Annotated in this window: 17 protein-coding genes; 6 read left to right on the forward strand and 11 right to left on the reverse strand. The window is 25.2% G+C overall.

Features of this window, described 5'->3' with window-relative positions; translation table 11 throughout:
• From CNZW441b_RS07625 to CNZW441b_RS07635, 3 genes are read left to right on the forward strand one after another with little or no spacing between them, the layout of a single operon-like run.
• Positions 1-324, forward strand: a complete 324-nt coding sequence (locus CNZW441b_RS07625) for a hypothetical protein (protein ID WP_059110834.1) — start codon at positions 1-3, stop codon at positions 322-324.
• Entirely contained in the window at positions 321-731 is a 411-nt protein-coding gene (gene vapD, locus CNZW441b_RS07630) for a VapD family protein (protein ID WP_059110835.1), read from the forward strand. Before CNZW441b_RS07625 ends, vapD begins: the two co-directional genes overlap by 4 nt.
• Positions 728-1342 carry a recombinase family protein gene (locus CNZW441b_RS07635; protein ID WP_059110836.1) on the forward strand — a complete coding sequence of 205 codons (615 nt, stop codon included), beginning with the start codon at positions 728-730 and terminating at the stop codon, positions 1340-1342. Before vapD ends, CNZW441b_RS07635 begins: the two co-directional genes overlap by 4 nt.
• Positions 1343-1461: 119 nt before the next feature.
• Here the strand turns inward: CNZW441b_RS07635 and CNZW441b_RS07640 are convergent, their stop codons facing one another.
• The 4 genes from CNZW441b_RS07640 to CNZW441b_RS07655 all read right to left on the reverse strand — a co-directional run bounded on the left by CNZW441b_RS07640 (position 1462) and on the right by CNZW441b_RS07655 (position 7491).
• A complete protein-coding gene (locus tag CNZW441b_RS07640; protein ID WP_216681621.1) occupies positions 1462-2667 on the reverse strand; it encodes a hypothetical protein in 1206 nt (401 codons plus the stop codon).
• Positions 2668-2692: 25 nt separating this feature from the next.
• Positions 2693-4486, reverse strand: coding sequence for an AAA family ATPase (locus tag CNZW441b_RS07645; protein WP_059110838.1), 1794 nt, complete (start codon positions 4484-4486; stop codon positions 2693-2695).
• A gap of 865 nt (positions 4487-5351) precedes the next feature.
• Positions 5352-6926 carry a DUF4435 domain-containing protein gene (locus CNZW441b_RS07650; protein ID WP_216681622.1) on the reverse strand — a complete coding sequence of 525 codons (1575 nt, stop codon included), beginning with the start codon at positions 6924-6926 and terminating at the stop codon, positions 5352-5354.
• Positions 6927-7203: 277 nt separating this feature from the next.
• Positions 7204-7491, reverse strand: a complete 288-nt coding sequence (locus tag CNZW441b_RS07655; RefSeq protein ID WP_216681623.1) for an EexN family lipoprotein — start codon at positions 7489-7491, stop codon at positions 7204-7206.
• Between the two features lie 190 nt (positions 7492-7681).
• On the opposite strand from CNZW441b_RS07655, the gene CNZW441b_RS07660 reads away from it, so the two are divergent.
• Positions 7682-7885, forward strand: a complete 204-nt coding sequence (locus CNZW441b_RS07660) for a zinc ribbon-containing protein (protein WP_059110842.1) — start codon at positions 7682-7684, stop codon at positions 7883-7885.
• Positions 7886-8021: 136 nt separating this feature from the next.
• On the opposite strand, the gene CNZW441b_RS07665 is transcribed toward CNZW441b_RS07660, so the two are convergent.
• The 5 genes from CNZW441b_RS07665 to CNZW441b_RS07685 all read right to left on the reverse strand — a co-directional run bounded on the left by CNZW441b_RS07665 (position 8022) and on the right by CNZW441b_RS07685 (position 11416).
• Positions 8022-8336, reverse strand: coding sequence for an EexN family lipoprotein (locus CNZW441b_RS07665; protein WP_216681624.1), 315 nt, complete (start codon positions 8334-8336; stop codon positions 8022-8024).
• A gap of 140 nt (positions 8337-8476) precedes the next feature.
• Positions 8477-9703: a DUF5710 domain-containing protein gene (locus CNZW441b_RS07670; protein WP_059110802.1), complete on the reverse strand. Its 1227-nt coding sequence runs from the start codon at positions 9701-9703 to the stop codon at positions 8477-8479.
• Between the two features lie 118 nt (positions 9704-9821).
• Positions 9822-10475 (reverse strand): hypothetical protein, encoded by a 654-nt coding sequence (locus CNZW441b_RS07675; protein ID WP_059110803.1) that lies wholly within the window; start codon positions 10473-10475, stop codon positions 9822-9824.
• Between the two features lie 3 nt (positions 10476-10478).
• A complete protein-coding gene (locus CNZW441b_RS07680) occupies positions 10479-11111 on the reverse strand; it encodes a hypothetical protein (RefSeq protein ID WP_059110804.1) in 633 nt (210 codons plus the stop codon).
• Between the two features lie 20 nt (positions 11112-11131).
• Positions 11132-11416 (reverse strand): hypothetical protein, encoded by a 285-nt coding sequence (locus CNZW441b_RS07685; RefSeq protein WP_126250108.1) that lies wholly within the window; start codon positions 11414-11416, stop codon positions 11132-11134.
• Positions 11417-11616: 200 nt separating this feature from the next.
• Here CNZW441b_RS07685 and CNZW441b_RS07690 point away from each other — a divergent pair, with 200 nt between their 5' ends.
• Entirely contained in the window at positions 11617-12162 is a 546-nt protein-coding gene (locus CNZW441b_RS07690) for a hypothetical protein (RefSeq protein WP_126250109.1), read from the forward strand.
• Between the two features lie 8 nt (positions 12163-12170).
• Complete coding sequence (gene mobP1 / locus CNZW441b_RS07695; RefSeq protein WP_216681629.1) at positions 12171-13559, forward strand: MobP1 family relaxase; 1389 nt, start codon at positions 12171-12173, stop codon at positions 13557-13559.
• A 206-nt stretch (positions 13560-13765) separates the two neighbouring features.
• On the opposite strand, the gene CNZW441b_RS07700 is transcribed toward mobP1, so the two are convergent.
• Together CNZW441b_RS07700 and CNZW441b_RS07705 are read right to left on the reverse strand one after the other, a co-directional pair.
• The gene (locus CNZW441b_RS07700) at positions 13766-14557 is read right to left on the reverse strand and encodes a DUF3800 domain-containing protein (RefSeq protein ID WP_216681625.1); all 792 of its coding nucleotides are present in this window, start codon (positions 14555-14557) and stop codon (positions 13766-13768) included.
• Positions 14558-14583: 26 nt separating this feature from the next.
• Entirely contained in the window at positions 14584-20400 is a 5817-nt protein-coding gene (locus CNZW441b_RS07705) for an SNF2-related protein (protein WP_216681626.1), read from the reverse strand.
• Between the last annotated feature and the right edge of the window lie 28 nt (positions 20401-20428).

Here is a 20428-nt window from a genome sequence, read left to right on the forward strand (position 1 = left end):
ATGGCTTACCCACTTTTAGGCACAAGAATAGTATTAGATGAAGAAAAGATTTTAAAAGAAGGCAAATATAATTTAGAAGATATGTATAAAATGATAGATGAATATGCTAAAGAATCAGGAATGATAAAAATAGACAAAGAAACTTATCATTGCAAAGGAGATAAGTATGATTTGGGTTGTTTGGGAATGTTTACTCATTGTAATTTACTTGAATGTGATTGGTTTACTCTTAATGTCAAGGAATGGACTTGGCTTAGCGAGAGAGAAGGGAATATTGATTTAATTGCGAAAAGTAAAGCACGAAATAAAGGTGTTTGGCAGTGAATCTCTCTCGCAAAGCAATTAATTTTGATTTATCTACCGAGAAGCTTAAAAAGCATTTTGAAGATACTAGAAAGCCTTATGGATTAATTAAAGATTTTATGCTTGAAAATGGTTTTGAGCATAGACAATATTCTGGTTATGTATCAAAAGAGCCTATATCTAATGAAGATATCTTCTCTATTGTGTTAAAAATATCAAGTAAATTTACTTGGATAGGTTCTTGTATTAAAGAATTTGATATTACTGAAATAGGAGAACAATATAGCTTAAAAGAGACTATACAAGACTTATGTGCTAAAAAACTTGATACACAACAGACAAAACAAGTTAAAGATTTTCATCAAAAATTTAAGGAATTCACTAAAAATCCACCAAAAAATCAAAAGTTAAAAGATTTAAAACGATGAATATAGCATATATAAGAGTATCGACAAATAAACAAGAATTAGATTCTCAAAAGTTAGAAATTATGGAGTATTGTCATAAAAATAATATCATTTTAGATGAAATCTTAGAAGTAAAAATAAGTTCTACAAAATCTCAGGAAAAAAGAAAAATTAAAGATTTAAAACAAAAACTAAAAGCGGGCGATTTATTAATAGCAACAGAGCTTTCAAGACTTGGTAGAAGTATGTTAGAAATAATTAATCTAGTGCTTGAATTTAATTCCAATAATATTAAGTTTTTATTTTTGAGACAGATGGAACTTAGTAATTTTAATAATCCTTCTGCAAAATTGATTTTATCAATTTATGCATATTTAGCGGAAAATGAAAGAGAGTTAATATCGCAACGAACTAAAGCAGGACTTGAAAATGCTAGAGCTAGTGGAAAAAAATTAGGACGCCCTGTAGGAACACTTAATAGCATTTATGATAAGGATACAGAAAAAATTAAGACATTACTGGATAAAGACTTGCCTATTAGGAGTATTTGGAAATTGCTATATGCAGATAGCGGAAAAAGCTATGATAGTCTATTGTGGTTTGTTAAAAAACGAAAATTAAAACTTAATTAATTTTCGTTTTTAAGAAAAATATAATATTAATAGAATAAAATTAAACGAACATTTTATTTATAATTAATCAATATTTATAAATAAGATTGGTTTAAAAAAGAATTTAACATATAATTCTTTTAATTTTTATTCTTCATTTTATCAAATAATTTTGAAATTTCATCTATTAAAATATTATTTACTCGAATTTGTTCGAGATTATCAGAAGGATTTTTCTTAAAAGCCTCAATATTCGTATCTAGCAATTTTGTCATTAACTCAACTTGCTTCTCATCTGTTTCATAATTTGCTGACAAATCTTTGATCTGATCTTTATATCTTTCAAATGATTTTGCTAAAGATTCTTTATGTGCATATTCTTGTTCAAGTTTGATATATTTATTTAAATTAATATTTGCAACAGTAGCAGCCCATATAAAAGGGGTATTAATCATTAATCTAACAATAGCTGAAACTAAATCAATATTATTTAAATTTTTCCAATCAATAGTGAAAAAATTAAATATTGCCATACATAATATTGCTCCAGCAAAAAAATATAAATTTTTATTTTTATTATCATTAGCTTGTTCTACTTGTTTAAAAAATCCAGCTGCAAGTCCTGCATCACTAGATAAATCTATAACTTTTTTTGCTTCCTCTTCTACTTTTTTTAATTGCTCTTTTCTCTCTTCTAATTCTTTCTTTAAAGATTGAATATTGCCATCATCTGAACCAAATACAATTTTATAAAAATCATCTAATTCTCTTTTTTTCTTTTCAAAATCAGTATAATTTGAAATAAAGGTCTTATATTTTGAATTTTCTTCATTACCTATTATTTCAGAATATTTGCTCAAAAAATCATCTATTTTTCTGTTTAAATCTTCTACCTTATTTAAGTTTTCACTATTTTTCACAACAATTAAATCATCATGAATATTTTTAATTTGTTCATATTTGTTCAATAAATCACCGGGTATATTTCCCTTATCACTTAAAAATATTTCTGCATACGAATTATTAATATTATTTATTTTTTGCTTAATATCATTTATTATATTATCAGATGTAACTTCTTGAATTCGTGTTAGTCTACTTTTACCACTCTGATCATTATTCAACAAATAATTATAAGCTTCACTTAATTTATTTATTCTTTCTTGTATCTCTCTTTTTGCTTCTTGATAACTATTAATTTCATTATTAATAAGTAATTTCAAAGAATCATCACTATTACTATCAATAAATGCTTTATTTATAGAATAATCGTTCTTAAGTTGTTCATAAAGCTTTCTAACTTTGTTAATTTCTTCTTGTAATTCCTCTAATTTTTCTTTTGACATATACTATCCTTCTTGAATTATATTTTTAATCAAACAAAGATTTTCCCAAAATAAATTTATTATTTTTGGTGTTTAATTGATTCATAGGATCATTACGCTTAATAAATCTTTTCACTCTATTATTGCTTTGATAAACAAAAAATAGATCATTTTCATTTTTATATTTATCATAAAAAAAATTGTCATCATATTCAGCAAATTCAACACCTTTGCCATATATATTTATACCAAACTCTATAAATTTATCTTTTAATTTAATAATTTCTTTTTTTTGTTTTGAAATAATAGAACTTTCCTTATAAAGCTTATAAGCTTTAATATCGCAAAATTCACTATAACTAAGAATTTTTTTATCAGGGAAGCTTGTTAAAAATCTAATTAAATCCTGTGCAACTAAAGAATTTAAATTAATAAGAATCTGTGATAAATCATCATCATAAGAAAGAGTTGATTCTGTTTCAAGCTTTTTAATATATTCTCTACGCACAGTTAAAACGAATACAGAAACAATCACTCCATTATCTTTTGTGATACGTTCTACAGAGTCAAACATTAAAATCCCTTTATCTCTTTGTGTGATTGTTTTTTTATCTTTATCTTCAACATTTTGTGTAAAAGCTAAATCATATGCAAAGCGAGAGATTTCTGTAAATTTTTGCTTTAACCAAGAATAATTACTAGGAGCTTTATTAAGATATTGTTTTAAAAATTTATAAGGCTCTAATCTTACCTCCATATCCCAAAAGTTTTCTTGATATTTTTTAATTACACTAGTTTCTACATTTTTTTTAATATATAAAAATAAAGCATCTAAAATATTTCTATGAGTTTGTGTTAAAAGAGAATTTTTAAGACTAATCGCATAGGATGAACCATTTGCACCAGTCATTTCAAAATCTATTTTATTATCATTTTCTTTGAAAATCTTATAAAAATTAGAATCAGTAAGTTTTCTAGAGCTTAAATAAAAAACACCTCTATTCTCATTCATTGTTACATATCCTTCTGCTAATTCATTAACGCTGACTGCAGATATATCTTTTTTATTAATAATTTCTAAAGTATGAGAATCAATGCTATCTGCTTTAATATTTTTAATTAAAGGCTCATCAATACTAGAATTATGTAATACTTTAATAATTTTTTGGTATTCTCCAGCATTAATATTATTATTATCTTTTAAAACTTCAAGCAAGCGATAAGTTGTAGAATTTTTATCTTCTCCCTTTTGAAAAGATAATTTATAAACAAGTCTAGGAGCATTTACAATAACTGAACTACCCATAAGACTTTCACCTTTTTTATCTAAATGATGAAGTATTAAAATTGCTTGATTATTTAATTTTGCTGTATCAATTAAAACATTAAAGAAGTTTTGAACATCATTTTGATTATTTTGATCCTTAAAACCTAAAAATGAAAAAAATGCACTAAAAGTATCTAAAACAATTAAATCACAATCTGCTAATTCATTAAGCTCTTCTTGTAATCCATTAATAGAATCTTTATCAATTTTTGGAAGTTCATTAGAAAACTCAAGCTCTGTGCTATTAAAAGGATAAAAATTTTCTATATTTTTAATACGTTCTAAAATCGCTTGATTTTTATCTTCTATACTCCAAAAAAAAGGTTTTAAACCATCATTTATAGCATTAGCACAAACTTTTAAAGCTAAGAAAGATTTACCTACTTCACTATTACCACTTAATACGGCTACAGAACCTCTTTCTAGTTTAATTGTATCATCGCAAATTACAGAAACATTCTCATCGCTAAAAATCCCAAGTGTAATAGTATTAATAGTGTTTCTTTTTGGCATTTTTATCCTTTTGTTACTTCAATAATAATATTTAGTAACATTAATTTCTTACTAAGATTGACATAAATAGAACAATCAGTTAGTTTGTAATCCAAAATTGACATAAATAGAATAGTCTAATACAAACTAATAATTTTTCATAAAGTAATTATAGTAGAATTATTATATCTATGTCAATATTTATTATATCTATATCAAAATTTATTTTTATAAAAATATTGTTTAAAATAAAAATCCAAAATTGACATAAATAGAATAGTTTATTATATTTATGTCAGCAAAATAAGCGGATAATCAGAGAGAAAATAAGAAAAAATTGACATAAATAGAATAGTTTTTGACATAAATAGAATAGTTTTTGACATTTTTTCGGAAAGACCCTATGGAAAAATGGGCTTTCAAAAAATAAATTGACATAAATAGAATAGTTACTAAATTCTTAAATTTATTAAATTTATAATATATTAAAAGGTAAATCAAAAATTAAAATTTTTGAACTTTCATATAAAATTATAAAATATAATTTTGAATAACGCCAAAAAGAAGTTATAATTTAAAAAATTATTTTGGACTGATGATGAAATTTAAGAATTTTATTAAGTATTTAAATTATAAGAAACTTAGAAATATAGAGAAATTGTATTTTGATTTAATAGTTATGATTATTTTAAGTTCTGTAAGTTTTTTATTTCTTGCTTTTAAATTTTTAGTTTGTAAAGACATTTTAATATTTTTACAAGATTATTTTTTATTATTTATAATTTTTGTTATAGCATTAATAGGTTTATTTGATACTTTTAAAGGGATAAGGAGATATAAAAGTTTTAAGCCTATACAGGCTTAATTTTATTAAAAAAAGGTTAAGTTAAATTTCTGGTAGATTAATATACTCTAATACTTCTTTTCGAAGTTTTTTGTTTTCTTTTAATAATTTTAAAACTTCTTTAATATAAGATTCTTCTGTTCTACCTATTTTATCTAAAAATCCCTTATCTTTATAAATGTCTTTTTTATTAAATACTTTTAGCAATTCGTTATAATTTTTTTCTTCATAAACTGAATTAAATTTATTATTTATATTTTTATGTAAATCATCAAAATTTATAAATTTTTCTATAGAGTTAATTTTTTCTTTAATTTCGTCGGATGTTTTTAAATTTATATCTATAGTATTTAATTTATGTTTTATTTCACTTTTTAAATTTTCTAAAATTTGTTTTTCTAGACAATTTTTAAATTTTATTTCAAAAATATAATTTTTTATTTCTTTGATTTTATCTTCCCCATTAGATTGTTTTAAAATAGCTAATATAATACATTCTAGTAAAAATAAATTTTCTACTTCAGCTACTTTTAGAACGTTTATATCTTTGTTCATCAATGCATTTATTTCATTTTGTGATCTATAATCTCTATCTATAATTCCATAAGCTTTAAAACCATGTAATGCATTCTGTTCATTAAAGGCTTTTGTGTATTGAACAACTTTTTCACAGCTTCCACACGTTATAATTTGATATTGTGGATATAATACACTATAAATCTCAAAATCTAAGCTATTGTTTTCACCTTCTATAAATAGAATATTTCTTCTAGCGCCTAAAAGTTTTAAAAATAATTCTTGTGGTATAATTTCATTTGTTGAGATTTGTTCAAACTCCCATTTTTTCCCATTATAAGATTTAATCCAAAATTTATCTGAGTTGGTGTGGTTAGAAGCAAAATTTAAATCATGAGTGATATATATAAATAAATGATCTTGTTTATATTTTTCTAAGACATCCCAAAGTTTATTTGTTAATGATGGATGCAGGTGTAATTCTGGTTCATCTATTAAAATAATTTTTTCTTCAATACATAAAACATACATTATTAAGTATAATATAGCTCTTTCTCCATCACTCATCATTCTTGCTTCATATTCATTTTGCTTATCCATAATGCATAAAAATTCATCTTTTTCAAGTTCAATTTCTCTATGAGAAAAAATTTCTTTCCAAATATTTTTAGTTTTATCTATGATATTTTCAATTCTATTGCCATTTCTATGTTCTTGTCTTAATTGTTCTTGTTCATAAGATAAAATATAGCTTAAAAGCTTATCATAATCACTATGGAGTTTTATTGTTGCATTTTCAAATCCATCATATTTATTGTTAAAAATATTGTATAAACTAGGATTAGTGCTTCCATAAAACAAATTATTTTTAGCTTCTTTATATTTATTTCTTGTTATATATTTTGATATAGTTGTATTTCTTTGTGCTGGAATTCTATATATACTTTCACAATTTTTCTCCATCCAAGCACCTAATCTACTTTTACCTGAGCCATTAGCTCCAACGATTATAATAGAATTAATATTAGTATTTGTTGTTTTAAACTCTTGTTTCTCATTAGATTCATTTGGTAAATTATAAATATATTGTTTGTTTTCCATAGTTTTGCTCCTTAATAGAAAATTTTATTTTAAAATAGGTTAATAAGTTTTTTGATAATAAATTCTAATTTAATTAAAATATTTTAAGCATTATATAAAGCAAATATATAATTAATGTATAATATTAATTACTAAAAATAACTATTATATATTAAAAATCACTAATATATAATAGTATTTACTTTTAAAGCTCAGCGATCTTATCACTAGTGCCTACTTGCCTAATTGCATCAATGATTTGTTGTATGCTTTCGCTTAAAAATTGAAAAAGATTCATTTATTGTTTCTTTTTAAGATTGAGATATTTTGAAGCTTCTTCATCAGTAATTTCTGTATTCTTAGCATTTTCAAGTGATTTAGAATATTCTGCATTATAAGCATTAGCACATTCTGTATCATTTTTTGCAGAATTAGCATTTTTATTACATTCTTTAATTTTAGCTTCTAATTCCTTAGCATTTTTTGGATCTTTATAGTATTCTACTGATTTTGGCTCACTAGAACAAGCAGAAAAAACACCTATAATCATTGCACTTAATAAACCTAATTTAATTGTATTTTTCATAGAATTTCCTTTTTTGTGTATATTTATAGTTACTATTATATATTAATATTTATTTATATATAATAAAATTAATCTTAAATACTAATATTATATAATATTATGCAAATAATCACAAGAAATAATATTTGTATTTTAAAACTAATAAATTTTAAGGTAAAATATGATAATAAATTAATAATTAGGAGTAGTTATGAATAAAAATTATATTCCTTATGGTTCAGATGTTTCTGGAGGAGAATTTGAATGTGTTGATTGCAAACGGAAAATAACAATCAGTTCAAGTGACTCATTGCCTCCTTGTCCAAATTTTAGAAAAGAACCTGATAAACATAAGTTGAAAGGATGGAAGAATCTTACTGGAAGAGGTGATGCAAAAGAGGATCCATATCCTTGATATAAAGTTAAATTAGTTATTTAAAATTAATAAGATAACCCTTTAGAATATAAGGGTTATTTATATATTTTATTTGTTTTTATAGCATTAACAATTTGTTGTATGCTTTCGCCTAGAGTTTGGAAAAGTTTTGAATTCATTGTTTCTTCTTAAAAAATTCTGAAGGATCTAATCTTTCTTTATCAAATGACTTAGAATATTCTGCCTTATAAGCATTTTCGCATTCTAAATATGTTTTACTTGGGTTTCCATTCATATATTTTACTTGTTCTTCATTAAGTTTTTTGCTACCTTTAGGAAATTCTTCTTGACATTCTTTAATTTTAGCTTCTAATTCCTTAGCATTTTTTGGATCTTTATAGTATTCTACTGATTTTGGCTCACTAGAACAAGCAGAAAAAACACCTATAATCATTGCACTTAATAAACCTAATTTAATTGTATTTTTCATAGAATTTCCTTTTTTGTGTATATTTATAGTTACTATTATATATTAATATTTATTTATATATAATAAAATTAATCTTAAATACTAATATTATATAATATTATGCAAATAATCACAAGAAATAATATTTGTATTTTAAAGAATTATCTTGTAATTTCTTTATCTTTAATTGTTTTAGAATTATTTTTAAAATTGTTTAATTTTTGATGAAAATTGTAAAAGTTGAGTTGTTTTTTAACTTCATCAAGTCCTTTAGCTAAAAATATATCATTAAAATCACTCATTCCTTGTTTGGCTTCTTCATCGCTAATTTTTGGAATAATAACTTTAATATCTAAGAATTTTTCTTTGATTTCTTTTACACTTTCTATACCGATATTAGAAAGTCCTTTTAGTTCTCTTTTTTTATCATTATCTGCTATTAAAGTAATAGGAATATTTTGAAACTTATCTTTTAAGATTTCAACGATTTTTGATAGGTTTCCAGCATCTACTCCCATTATTATAGGTTTATTAAGTGCTTTATAAATTGTTGCAGCAGTGGCAAAACCTTCTGTTATGATAAACTCTTTGCAATATTCTAAACTTTTTGCCCCTATTATATGAAAACATCCAGTTTTCTTTGCGTAGTATTCTATACCTTGTTCTTTTTCTTCTTTTGATTTAATAATACCAATGATTTTATCACCATTTGGAAAAATTCTTTGCACAGACCATATTTTTCCATTTTCATCTTTTAAAGGAATAAGCAAAGAACCTCTATTATCTTGCTTGAGATAAAAATTTTCATTAAATCCTTTTTTCTTTAAATAAGGATGATTAGAATTCGCCCATTTTGCATTATTGTATTCTTCTTCGATTTTTAATGCTGTTTTTTCTTGCAAGATTAGAATTTCATTTTCTCTGAGTTCTTGTTCTTTTTTTGTTTGTTTAAATAATTCTTGTGGATTTTTTATTTTGTTTTTGTAATTTTTTTCTAATTGCATTTTCCAATTTTCTTTAATGCCTGTTTTAAAATTTTGAATAAATCCTGCAGGATATCCATTTAAAAAGCCACTATAAGCTCCACTCATCTCTCTGCCCTTGTCTGTTGCGGTTTTTGCTCTATGAATCTTACCATCCATAATAGGTAAGCCATCGATAATTAAACCTTGATTTTCTAAAGCAGATTTAAAAGCAATTTGTACTTCATTTATATCAAATGAGAATTCTTTTTTTTGGTGTGGATTTAACCATTGTGCAAAAATATTTTTATCTAAGCTTTTAGGAGCAAACCATTTTTTTTCTTTATCATCCCACATTGCCCCTAATAATCTCACTTTTTCTTTATCTTTAAAGGGCACATAAAGATAAATTCTTTTTTGAGGCATTGTATATCCTTTTAACTTTGTTTAATGTTTTGTCAGTATAATTACAATGAAATTCAAAGGGCTTCCTAGTAGCCCACCTTTTAAATTCGAGGGACTCCTTGTGTCCCATTTTTTAATCTTAACAATATTCCAAAATTTTTTCGTTAAAAGTTTTAATTAAATCACTTAAGAAAAAATCTATTTTTTGCGGATCTACTCCTATATGTGTGTTTTCAATCTTTGTTGTTAATCTTGGGTAATGTTTGCCATTTTTTTCTGTTGTTTTTAAAATATTTTCCCAATGATAACTTCTATTTCTTAGATTTTGTAATAAGCTAAGAACAATATCAACTTTATGCGTATTTCTAAAGCGTAATTTTATGCCATTTTCAAAAAAGAAATTTCTATTGTATTGATTGTAGTTTCTAAAATTGATATTTTTTAAATCCATTATAGAGTTTTGTAATTTATTTTCTTTGATGAGATGAATGATAGTCCCTAAACTTATACGAGAAAGATATTGATGATGAGATAAAATTCTATTTTTTTCCCTATGCTCAATTTCTTCTTTGGATTTTTTAATCTTTTCATCATTAGAGTTTTTTATCCAATCATTATCTTTCTCTGATAATTTATTATCTAGTTTATTTCTAAGAATAATTTCTAATGTAGCAAGTTTTGGAGTAATTTTCCCAACACACTTAAGATTATCATAGTGCTTGACAATATTATTATCATAAGAAGATAATCTTATTTGAGAAAGCAAATTATCAAAATTTACCAGACTATTCATTTTTTACCTTGATCGTGAGTATGTTTTTTCGTTACTAATTTCTCTATCTGGTAAAACTTTATTTAGTTTTTTTTTGAAAAATTCTTTCATTTTTTCTTTAAAAAACGATGGATCTTTTGCTAAATTTTTATTTTTTTCAAATTGTTTTTTTTCATATTTTTCTCTAGCTTGTGAATAAGAATTTGAAAATTCTAAAATCATTAATCCCATATCTTTATTTGCTATTTCTGATAAATTTTTTAAAGCTTTGAAAGTTCCATCTAACATTTCATCATATGCTTTTGGTTTATACACTGAAAGTTGATTATTGAGATCTTTTTTTATATCAGAACTAATATCTTCTTTATTAATTTTTGAGCAACCAATATTAATTAAATGATCTAAGCCTTTTTGAAAATTTCCATCACCAAGTCTTATATTTAATGGTATTTTTTCTTTTTCTGTAATAATATCAAATTTTATAAATTGATTTGAGAAATCTTTTTTTAATAGACTCTCAGCAATATCAAAAGTTTTTATTGTTTCAAAAAATTTATTTATATCTTCATCTTCATAAGTTCCTTCTTGAATTGCTTCTTTATATTGTTCATTTAATTTGCTTATATCTGTTACTTTTATCTTATAATTTTTATCCATTTTTATTCCCCAGTATATCTTTAGTTTTTGTTTTTTGCATCTTCTATTGTATCAGTTGTTTTATTAAAATTATATAAGCTATTTATTGTTTCCATAATAGATTTTGTATTATTACAATTTAATTTATTTATTAATAAGTTAAATTCATTTATAAAATCTTGATTTACTTCAAAATCTTTTAATATGGCTATAGAAAGTTTCTTATATATTTTTTCTTTTCTTTCTTTTTCTTTTTGGCGTATTTTTTTTAACTTTTCATTATATTCTCTTTTTAAGTCTTCTATCATTTTACTTTCTTGAAACATATTTCTCCTTTGATAAATTACTATATTATTATTTTTACATAATAATCTTAATTTATTGTAAAGTTTAGTATTGTAAAATACGAACTAATTTATTTTATTTATTAATAACAGGATAGGCAAAGACGCCAAAAAGTTATATAACTTTTTTTACTTACTTTGCCATTTCTCTGCGAGGCTCATTGAAATATAAAGGATAAAAAATGAAAAAATATTTATTAACAATTGAAATAAAAAACTTTGATTATTTAAATAAAATAAAATTAGAAACTAAAACTTCATTAAATAAAATAATAAATTATATAATTAAAGAATATAGAGAAAAAAATAAAAATAGTAATATAAAAAATGATTATAAATTAATTGACAATTCAAATATAATAATGGATAAAGAAACAAAAGAAATAAGAATAAAATTAACGGATAAAGAGTTTAAACTCTTAAAAGAAAATGCTATAAATAATAATTTTAAATCAGCAACAAAAGAAGCTAAATTTTTACTGATTAATTCTTTAAATAAATATAAATTTTTTTCAAATGATAATATATTAGAATTTATAAAAACTAGAACAGAAATTAATGCTATAGGTAAAAATTTATATCAATTATTAAAAGTTCTTAGATCTAGAAATTTTATAAAAATTAATGATGAGAATTTTAAAAATACTATTAATAATTTAAATGATAAATTAGATTTATTATTAGAACAATTAGGAATAATAATTGAAAAAAATAATCAAAGAATTTAAAAGATTATATAATGTCTAGTATTAAAATATTTGATGATGAAATAATTGCTAAAAAAGTTTTTACTAAAGTAGAAAATGCATCAAAATTACCGCTAAATTATATTAATAAGAATAAAAATAAATACACAAAAGATATAAAAACAGGCAAGCTAATTAATAAAAATATGTTTAGAAAAAATACTGAAGTTGTAGTAAAAATTACTTCAGGTTCTAAAAATTTACAAGCACTTTCAAAACATCTTGATTATATATCTCGTAAAGGAAATGTAGAATTAATAACTAATGATTTTGATAAATATGTAGGAGAAGATGAAGTTTTTGAAGTAAAAAAAATTTTTAAAAATGAAGGATCTCCCATTCCATTATATAAAGAAGGTGCTAAAGAAAAAAGACATACCATTAATATGGTTTTTTCTATGAAAGAACATTCTACAACACCAAAAGAAAAATTACAACAGGCTACAATTACTGCTTTAAAAAGAATATATCCAAATAATTTATTTGTTCTTGCTTTTCACGGAGATACAGATAATCCGCATTGTCATATTTGTTTAAAAGTTGCAGATAAAAATGGTAAAAGAATTAATCCTAAAAAAGCAGATCTAGCAAATTTAAGAGCAGAATTTGCAAAAGCATTAAATGAGTTAGGAGTTGAAGCAAAAGCTACAAATAAAAAACAAAGAGAAGTAGAAATAAATCAAGAGTTTTCAGCGAAATTAAATATGAATAATGAGCTTAATCAAACTCCAAAAATAAAAATGCACTATTATCAAGTTATGGATTTTGGGAGTGCAAATTATCAATTTAGCACAGATGAAAATGCAAAGAAAAGTTATTATGTGAGCTATAAAACCAAAAAAGGAATTACTACAATTTGGGGACAAGATTTAGAAAGAGTTGTGAAAGAAAATAAAGTTTTAAGAGGTGAGTATGCAAGATTTAAAATAGTAGGACAAGAAGATTATGAAATAATAAAAAAAGCAAAAATCAATAATCAATGGCAAGAAGTTTCTAAAATACTTAAAAAACCTATTTGGGATGTATCAGTAATAGGTAGAGAAAAAGATTTAAAACCAATAAGTAAAACTAAAACAATAAAAAAATATAAGATTATACGAAATAAAGGAATAAATAATGAGAGAGATTATACAAAACAATATAGACAGAGAATCTTACAAGAGCTCCGTAATAAATCAATTATCCGAAGAGAAGTTGCCCAAGAAAGAGACTCTATGCGAGTATTGTCCAAACAGCCTATGGTTTATGACACAAAACGAACTCAAATGCTTTTGCACATCAATGCACTCAATCAGCTACAGCAAGGAGAGCGAAGAAGAACCGATAATATCTTGCGATGGACAAGTGTTAGGAATAATGAGATTAAAAGAGATGGATAATTTATAAAAGAAAGGAATAAAGCATAATGAAACAAGAAGTTTATACTAGCAAATTTTATATTTCTCAAAAATATAGAAAAAGAGATTTGTCTTAAATGATTTAATTTCTTGTTAAGAATAATATGTTAGAATTTTACCAATTGATAATTGGGATGTTGACCGTACATTTTTAAACGAAATGATAACAGCCAAGGCAATGATCCCAGTTATTGTCTTTCATACACACTGAAATAGAATTTTTCTCCAAAAATAGTAAATTTTCCTTTTAATGTTTTATCATTTTCATAATTACCACTGCAATTTTTATTTCCGTTTTTTGAATTTTCTTCATTGTATTTTTGTTCCAATTTTTCTTCTATATATTTTACAAGTTGCATTTTTGGTTTAGTTTCTACCTTTTTGTGAGTATTACCCAGATGTTTATATCTACAGATGATAGCACCTATAAAAATATCTACTAATTGAATGAAAATTGAGGTTTCTGATTCAAGCATGGAAGCATTAAAAACTTGTTTTAGTTTTCTCATTTCATCTTCAAAAAATGGTGCATTTTTAGGCTTATTAAGATAATCAGCAATGATTACTATCGCATCATTTTTCTTTTTGCAATGTTCTTTTATATGTGCTTTAGCAAAGGATAAATGTAATTTCCAAGTGTTTTTGCTTTTATTTTTGATTTTGCTTCTATTGATAAGGATAGCAGAAAAATAAAAATGCTCATAAGCAAAACAAGCATCAATAATATCCTTATACATTTGTAGATATTTTTTACTTTTTAAAGAATGAAATTTTAATTCCCCTATCTCCACATTTTTGTTTATGCCTTTTTTCTTATATTCCTCTTGGATAATGCCTTTGTGTTTGGCTTTTATTATTGTTATTTCTTGTAAAAGTCTGCTTGTATCGTGCAATCTTAACAAGCCCAATCCAAAATAAGATTTATTGTCTGTATTATTTACCAAAACTCCTGTTTCATCCATAAAGCCAAAAAATTTCATTTATCCTCCTAATTTCTTGGGTAAGTTTAACATATATTACCTAAGATGAAGCTCCCATTCTCTTTCAAAATCTTATTGTGCTTATTTAAATCTTCTAAAATCTTTGCAGATTTTGGCACAAAATCACTTTTGTAGTTTTTTTGCTTACTCATTTTTTCTATTTCATCCATGATAATGCGATTGTCTTCTCTTAATGCCTCTAAATAATCCTTTCTTTTGTATTTTGGAGTGTTATCTCCTGTAATGCTTTTTAGCTCCACAATTTCTTTTTCAAGATTTTCTATCTTATTTTTATTGAGTTGAGTAAATTTTTCTAAGTCATTATAAAAATTGTTTAATCTCTTTACAAAACCACCAAAATTTACATAACTTTCCAATTTAAAAAAGGTTTTTTCATCTCTTTTATAAATCAAATTTTCAGGCTCCATTATTGTTTTACCATCAGTAGTACTCACATAAAAATTAAGAGTGTTTAAATCTGTTCTTTCTCCGCTTATAAGCAGTCCTTTAAACTCCAAAACCTTATATTCTTTTTGATAATCATCGGCTATGGTTTTAACAATCTTTTCAAAATTTCTTTCAAGTTCTGCTTGTCTGCTCTTGTTTAAATCGCTTGTATCATTTTTAAAAACAATAAAATCTTTTGTTTCATCATCATTAATGTAGTATTTTCCTTGAAAATGTTCGCTATTGTTTTCTTTAATGATTGTATTTAAAATTTCCATTTTTTCTATATCTTTTTTTAGCAGTTCAATCTTTGAAAGATTAGCTCTAAGACTTTCTTCATTATTGTGTATTTGTCTTTTATAGCCACTATAAAGCATTTCTTCTTGTCTTAAATCACTATTTAATTGCACCTGTAGTAAAATAAGAGGATTACCTGTAGCTTCTGCTTTCATTTCTGCAGCATCTGCTGCACCGCTTGTAATATCTTCTAAGGTTCTTACATCAGCACCAGCTTTTCTAAATTGTTCTATGGATCTTGCTTTACTTTCAATGACTTGCCACATTCTAGCATCATAGGTTCTTTCAGTTGCATATCTAAACTCTTTTACTCTAAAGTTTTGCGGATCTTTCATAAAGAGTTCATTGCCTTGTCTTATAACCCTACCGCTTCTTTGTTCTAAATCGCTCGGACGCCAAGGACAATCTAAATGGTGTAAGGCTACAATTCTTTTTTGCACATTTGTTCCAGCACCCATTTTTTGCGTTGATCCAATTAAAATTCTAGCTTTTCCTGAATTCATATCCGCAAAAAGTTGCCCTTTTTGTAAATCTGTTTTTGCGTCATGAATGAAACGAATTTCATTTTGTGGAATACCTTTTGCGACAAGTTTTTTTAAGATATCAGTATATACATCAAATTTTGCTTGTTCTGCTAAGAGTTCATCAAGGCTTTTGTTATTTTCTTCTTCTGCTTGTTCTATTGCTTCATTAATATTGACAAATTCTTCTTTATTTAAATTTGGTATAGTAATATTGCCATTTAGAGAAACTTTTTGAGAGTGTTGTTTTGGAGTGGATAAATCACAAAATATTAATTGTGTGCCTCTATCATCATTCCAAGCATTATACTCATTAAAAACATTTTCAATAAGCTTATTAATTTTAGAATCTGCATAATCATCACAATGTGGATTAATAAGTCTAAAATCAAGTCCAGCCTTTCTAGCATCTGTGGTACAAGCAAGTAAGTTATTTCTAGTAATATCTTCTTGTTGATTTTCCATTCTCCACACAATAGAGCCTTCATTCCACCTTCCATTTTCATCTTGAATACCTATAAATTCTGCTATTTCTTCACTTCTAGGAGCAACGATATTAATAGGTTTGTCATTGTAAAGTTTTGGTACGAAATCTTTTTGATATTTCATAATATCATTATTTGTTACAATATCAGCCACACTTTTATACATGGCAGAAAGTTCAGGAACATTTTTGAATTTGTTAAATCTTGCAACGATTTTATAATTTATTCCAGAACTATCAAGCTCCCAAGCGTTTGTAACTTCTCCAAAAGTAGAAGCCCAAGAATCAAAAGCTTGTATTCCTTTTTCTCTTAATATATTTGGTTGTATATACCTTTGTAATGTGTAAAGCTCTGTAATTGAGTTACTTATTGGCGTTCCTGTTAAAAAATAGAGTTTTTTATTTTGTTCATGCAAAAATTGCGTCTTAGAATAAAGATCATAAGCTTTTTGCGAGCCTTTTAAATTACCAAGACCACTTATATCTCCCATTGAAGTTGTAATGAGTAAATTTTTAAATTCGTGTGCTTCATCAACTATCAAGGCGTCAATTCCTAATTCTGAAAAATCAATAGCTTTAGATTTTTTATGTGCGGTTTGTAAATCTTGGAGCTTTACTTTAAAATTTTCAATGCGTTTTTCTAAGTCTTTAACAGAATATTGCATAACATTTTTATCATCTTTTTTTCTTTCTAAAGTTCGTTTCAAAATTTCAATATCTTCTTCGTATTGTCTTTTGATAACTTCATAAGGGGCAGGGATTAATTTAAATTGCGAGTGTGTCATAATAATGGCATCATAATTGTTTGTTGCAATTTTTGAAAAAAACTTTTCTCTATTATCTTTTTTTAAATCATCATTGGTAGCAACTAAAATGTTTGCATTTGTATAGGCGTGATAAAACTCATCATTCCATTGTCTTGCTAAATGATTAGGAACTACAATCAAGGGTTTATTTAAAAGTCCCATTCTTTTTTGTTCCATTACAGAGCAAATTGCGACTAAAGTTTTTCCAGCACCTACTTGATGATCAAAAATAATACTGTTTTCTTGAATAGCCCTATATATAGCATTTTTTTGGTGTTTTTTGAGTTTGATATTAGCATTGAAATTTGGAAGTTCTAAATGTTCTCCATTGTATTGTGGTTCTATATTTGTATTAAATCTTTCATTATAGATATTTTCTAAATCAGTGCGTCTATCATAATCTTTATAAATCCATTCTATAAATTCATTTTTTAAATTCTCTAATTTAGAATTAGCGATTGCAGTTTCTTTAGGATTTAATTCCCTGCTTTCTTTGCCTGATGGATCTGTTTTTTTATCATAAATGCGAATAGGCTTTCTTAATAATCCATGCTCGAACAAATCAAAACAACCTATTCTTTCGGTAGCATATTCTGAACGAATATAAGAACTTAAAGAATGACCAAAACCCTTAAGATTCCACTCACCTGTTTTTTCCATTAAGAATAAATCATAATCTTTAGGAGTAATTTGTAAGGTTTCTTCTATAAATTGTTTGTAATATTTTATAGGTATCCATGTTGTTCCTAAACTTATTGAAATATCAACAGCTTTTAAATCTTTAGGTAAAACTTGCTCCAAACTTTCTAAATTATTGGCAAATTCATTAAAGCCATCTTCTACTAATTTTTTTACTTCTTTGTATTTTGCTTTAACATTGCCAGAGAGATATTTTTCAGCTAAAACATAATTTGTAGGATTGTTATGATCTTTAAAAATTAATCTATCTTGCTCTAAAGATTTAAGTGTTTCTTCTAAAGGCTGATTTAAATTCGTTTCTAAAAATTTTAAATCAATTCTTCCATACTCATTGATACTAGCAATTAATGCTTCTTGTGGAGTTGAAATTTTAATTTCTTTTTGTGTATTTATAGTTCTTTTAAAGAAAATATCTGCTTTTGTAGCACTTGGTGCAATAGGATCTATACCTTCTTTTAAGGCTACGTTTTTTGAAATACCACTGCTATAATTTTTTTCCAGTGCTAAAATTTTATTTGCTTCTATATCTTCTCTAAAAGCTTTTTTATTTGCGTCTCTATTTAAATATCCTTCTTTGGCTACAAATTCATCATAAAGTTTATTTAGATATTTTCTTTGATTTTCCACCAAAAGATTACTAGGTTCATTTTTTTCATATTCAATAAGGGTATTAAATTGATTTCTAATAGCAATGAGTTTTTTAATCCTTCTTTTATCGTGTTCATTTAAAACAGGTTTTGAAAAGACTAGTTCATCATCACTTCTAATCTTCATATAAATTTCATTATTGTATTCAAAATAATTACCATCTTTTAACTTACTTAAAACTTTGCTATATTTTTCATATTCAGGAGATTCTTTATCAATCCTGTAATAAGATAGCTTGATTTTTGTTTCTTGATATTTATAAATATTTTTAGGTAAGGTTTTTATAAAATTTTCTAAAGAAATTTTTAAATCTTTTTCATTATCTAAGCATTCTAAATTATAACCATATTGAGAGCTTTTAATATCTATTTTTCCTAAGATATTTTGTGGATTATTTTTAAAATACTCATTTATTCTAAAGTCATTAAAAACATCAGGGTGCATACCTCTTTTTTCAGCTTCATCAAAACGATCGTCATAGTATTCTACGCTTTGTAACCAAGATTTATCTATATTTAAATCTTTGCCTTTTTTAAAAAAGATAATATCGGTAGTAACTTCTGTATTAGCTCGTTTTTTAAAAGCATTATTTGGCAATCTTACAGCACCTAAAAATGTTGCATGTTCGGCTATATAATTCCTTATTGTGCTATTTTTAGAATCTAAAAAATAACTTGATACTACAAAAGCTGCAATTCCATCTTCTTTTAAATTTTTAATAGCATTTGCAATAAAATAATTATGCACACTTGATTTATTTAGTGTAGGATCATTTAAATCTAAAATCTTTTTTTGACCAAAAGGTGGATTACCTATAAAAGCATCGTATGGCTTATCAAATAAATGGTGCTGAAATGCTTTATTATAAATTGTTTGATTTGGGTGTAAATGCTTTAATATATTTGCACTTATAGTATCAAGCTCTACGCAAGTAAAATGATATTTATCACTATAATTTTTTGCATAAGACAAAAAAGAGCCTATACCTGCACTTGGCTCAAATATTTCTTTGGTGTGACCATCATTATTAAATCCTAACTGATTAAGCCCTTGATAAATTGTATCGATAATAATTTTTGGAGTGTAAAAAGCATCTAAAGTTGAAGTTTTTGCCTTTTCATATTCTATATAATCAAGTGTGCTAATAAGTTCTTTAAATTCTTTTTCCCATTCTTTATTATGATGATCAAAAGCTTGAGGAATACCACCCCATCCTGAAAATTTATTTAGAATTTCTTGTTCTTGTTTGGTAGCATAGCGGTTCTCTTGTTCTATAGTTTTTAAAAGCTTAATAGCTTGAAGATTTTTTTGAAATCTATCTTTTAAAGAACCAAGATAGATTTCATCATCGCTTATAAAATCTAATTTTTGTCCAGACTTGAGGCTTCTTCTTTCATATCCATCATTTCTTGTTGCAGTTTCCAATACTGATTGTTGATTGTTTCTTCCTCCTGTATCTGTTCCTTGTCTTTCATCATCATTTCTTGAAATAAAGGAGAATAAATTTGGGGTTCTATCGCTATGTATTGATTGAGATTTATTTGCTCTTCCGCTAGTATCTCCATATCTGTTAGCCCCTGATCTCTCTTCTTGTTTGCTTCTTTGCTCTCTAAGATTGCTAATTCCATTTGAGCTTGTGGTAATGCTAGTGTCATTAGATCTGACATTCCTAGATTCTTGATCGTATTCGGATAAAACTCCGCCCATCTTTCTAGTATTATCAAGCTGTATTGTGGAATTTTCTTGTCTATCCACGCTTGGTGTATTTGATGAAATGCTAATTCGTTTAATATTATCTGTAATTTCTCTATGTTTGGATAATTTTCTGTTTTGTTGTTCATTTTCTTCTCCTTGCGAAAATTCTAGTTCTATCAAGTCAAATAAACTTCGACCACCATAATCTTTTTCATCTTCAATTTGTCTTTTTGTTTTTTTATACATTTATATCCTTGTAGTTTTGTTTTTTGCA

It is taken from the genome of Campylobacter novaezeelandiae (assembly GCF_018968685.1).
In the GTDB taxonomy this organism is placed as follows: domain Bacteria; phylum Campylobacterota; class Campylobacteria; order Campylobacterales; family Campylobacteraceae; genus Campylobacter_D; species Campylobacter_D novaezeelandiae.

What these genes read in the sequence shown, in the direction of transcription:
- CNZW441b_RS07625 (WP_059110834.1), top strand. Translation starts at nt 1, where the DNA reads ATGGCTTACCCACTTTTAGGCACAAGAATAGTATTAGATGAAGAAAAG.
- CNZW441b_RS07635 (WP_059110836.1), top strand. Translation starts at nt 728, where the DNA reads ATGAATATAGCATATATAAGAGTATCGACAAATAAACAAGAATTAGAT.
- CNZW441b_RS07640 (WP_216681621.1), bottom strand. Translation starts at nt 2,667, where the DNA reads ATGTCAAAAGAAAAATTAGAGGAATTACAAGAAGAAATTAACAAAGTT.
- CNZW441b_RS07645 (WP_059110838.1), bottom strand. Translation starts at nt 4,486, where the DNA reads ATGCCAAAAAGAAACACTATTAATACTATTACACTTGGGATTTTTAGC.
- CNZW441b_RS07650 (WP_216681622.1), bottom strand. Translation starts at nt 6,926, where the DNA reads ATGGAAAACAAACAATATATTTATAATTTACCAAATGAATCTAATGAG.
- CNZW441b_RS07655 (WP_216681623.1), bottom strand. Translation starts at nt 7,491, where the DNA reads ATGAAAAATACAATTAAATTAGGTTTATTAAGTGCAATGATTATAGGT.
- CNZW441b_RS07660 (WP_059110842.1), top strand. Translation starts at nt 7,682, where the DNA reads ATGAATAAAAATTATATTCCTTATGGTTCAGATGTTTCTGGAGGAGAA.
- CNZW441b_RS07665 (WP_216681624.1), bottom strand. Translation starts at nt 8,336, where the DNA reads ATGAAAAATACAATTAAATTAGGTTTATTAAGTGCAATGATTATAGGT.
- CNZW441b_RS07670 (WP_059110802.1), bottom strand. Translation starts at nt 9,703, where the DNA reads ATGCCTCAAAAAAGAATTTATCTTTATGTGCCCTTTAAAGATAAAGAA.
- CNZW441b_RS07675 (WP_059110803.1), bottom strand. Translation starts at nt 10,475, where the DNA reads ATGAATAGTCTGGTAAATTTTGATAATTTGCTTTCTCAAATAAGATTA.
- CNZW441b_RS07680 (WP_059110804.1), bottom strand. Translation starts at nt 11,111, where the DNA reads ATGGATAAAAATTATAAGATAAAAGTAACAGATATAAGCAAATTAAAT.
- CNZW441b_RS07685 (WP_126250108.1), bottom strand. Translation starts at nt 11,416, where the DNA reads ATGTTTCAAGAAAGTAAAATGATAGAAGACTTAAAAAGAGAATATAAT.
- CNZW441b_RS07690 (WP_126250109.1), top strand. Translation starts at nt 11,617, where the DNA reads ATGAAAAAATATTTATTAACAATTGAAATAAAAAACTTTGATTATTTA.
- CNZW441b_RS07700 (WP_216681625.1), bottom strand. Translation starts at nt 14,557, where the DNA reads ATGAAATTTTTTGGCTTTATGGATGAAACAGGAGTTTTGGTAAATAAT.
- CNZW441b_RS07705 (WP_216681626.1), bottom strand. Translation starts at nt 20,400, where the DNA reads ATGTATAAAAAAACAAAAAGACAAATTGAAGATGAAAAAGATTATGGT.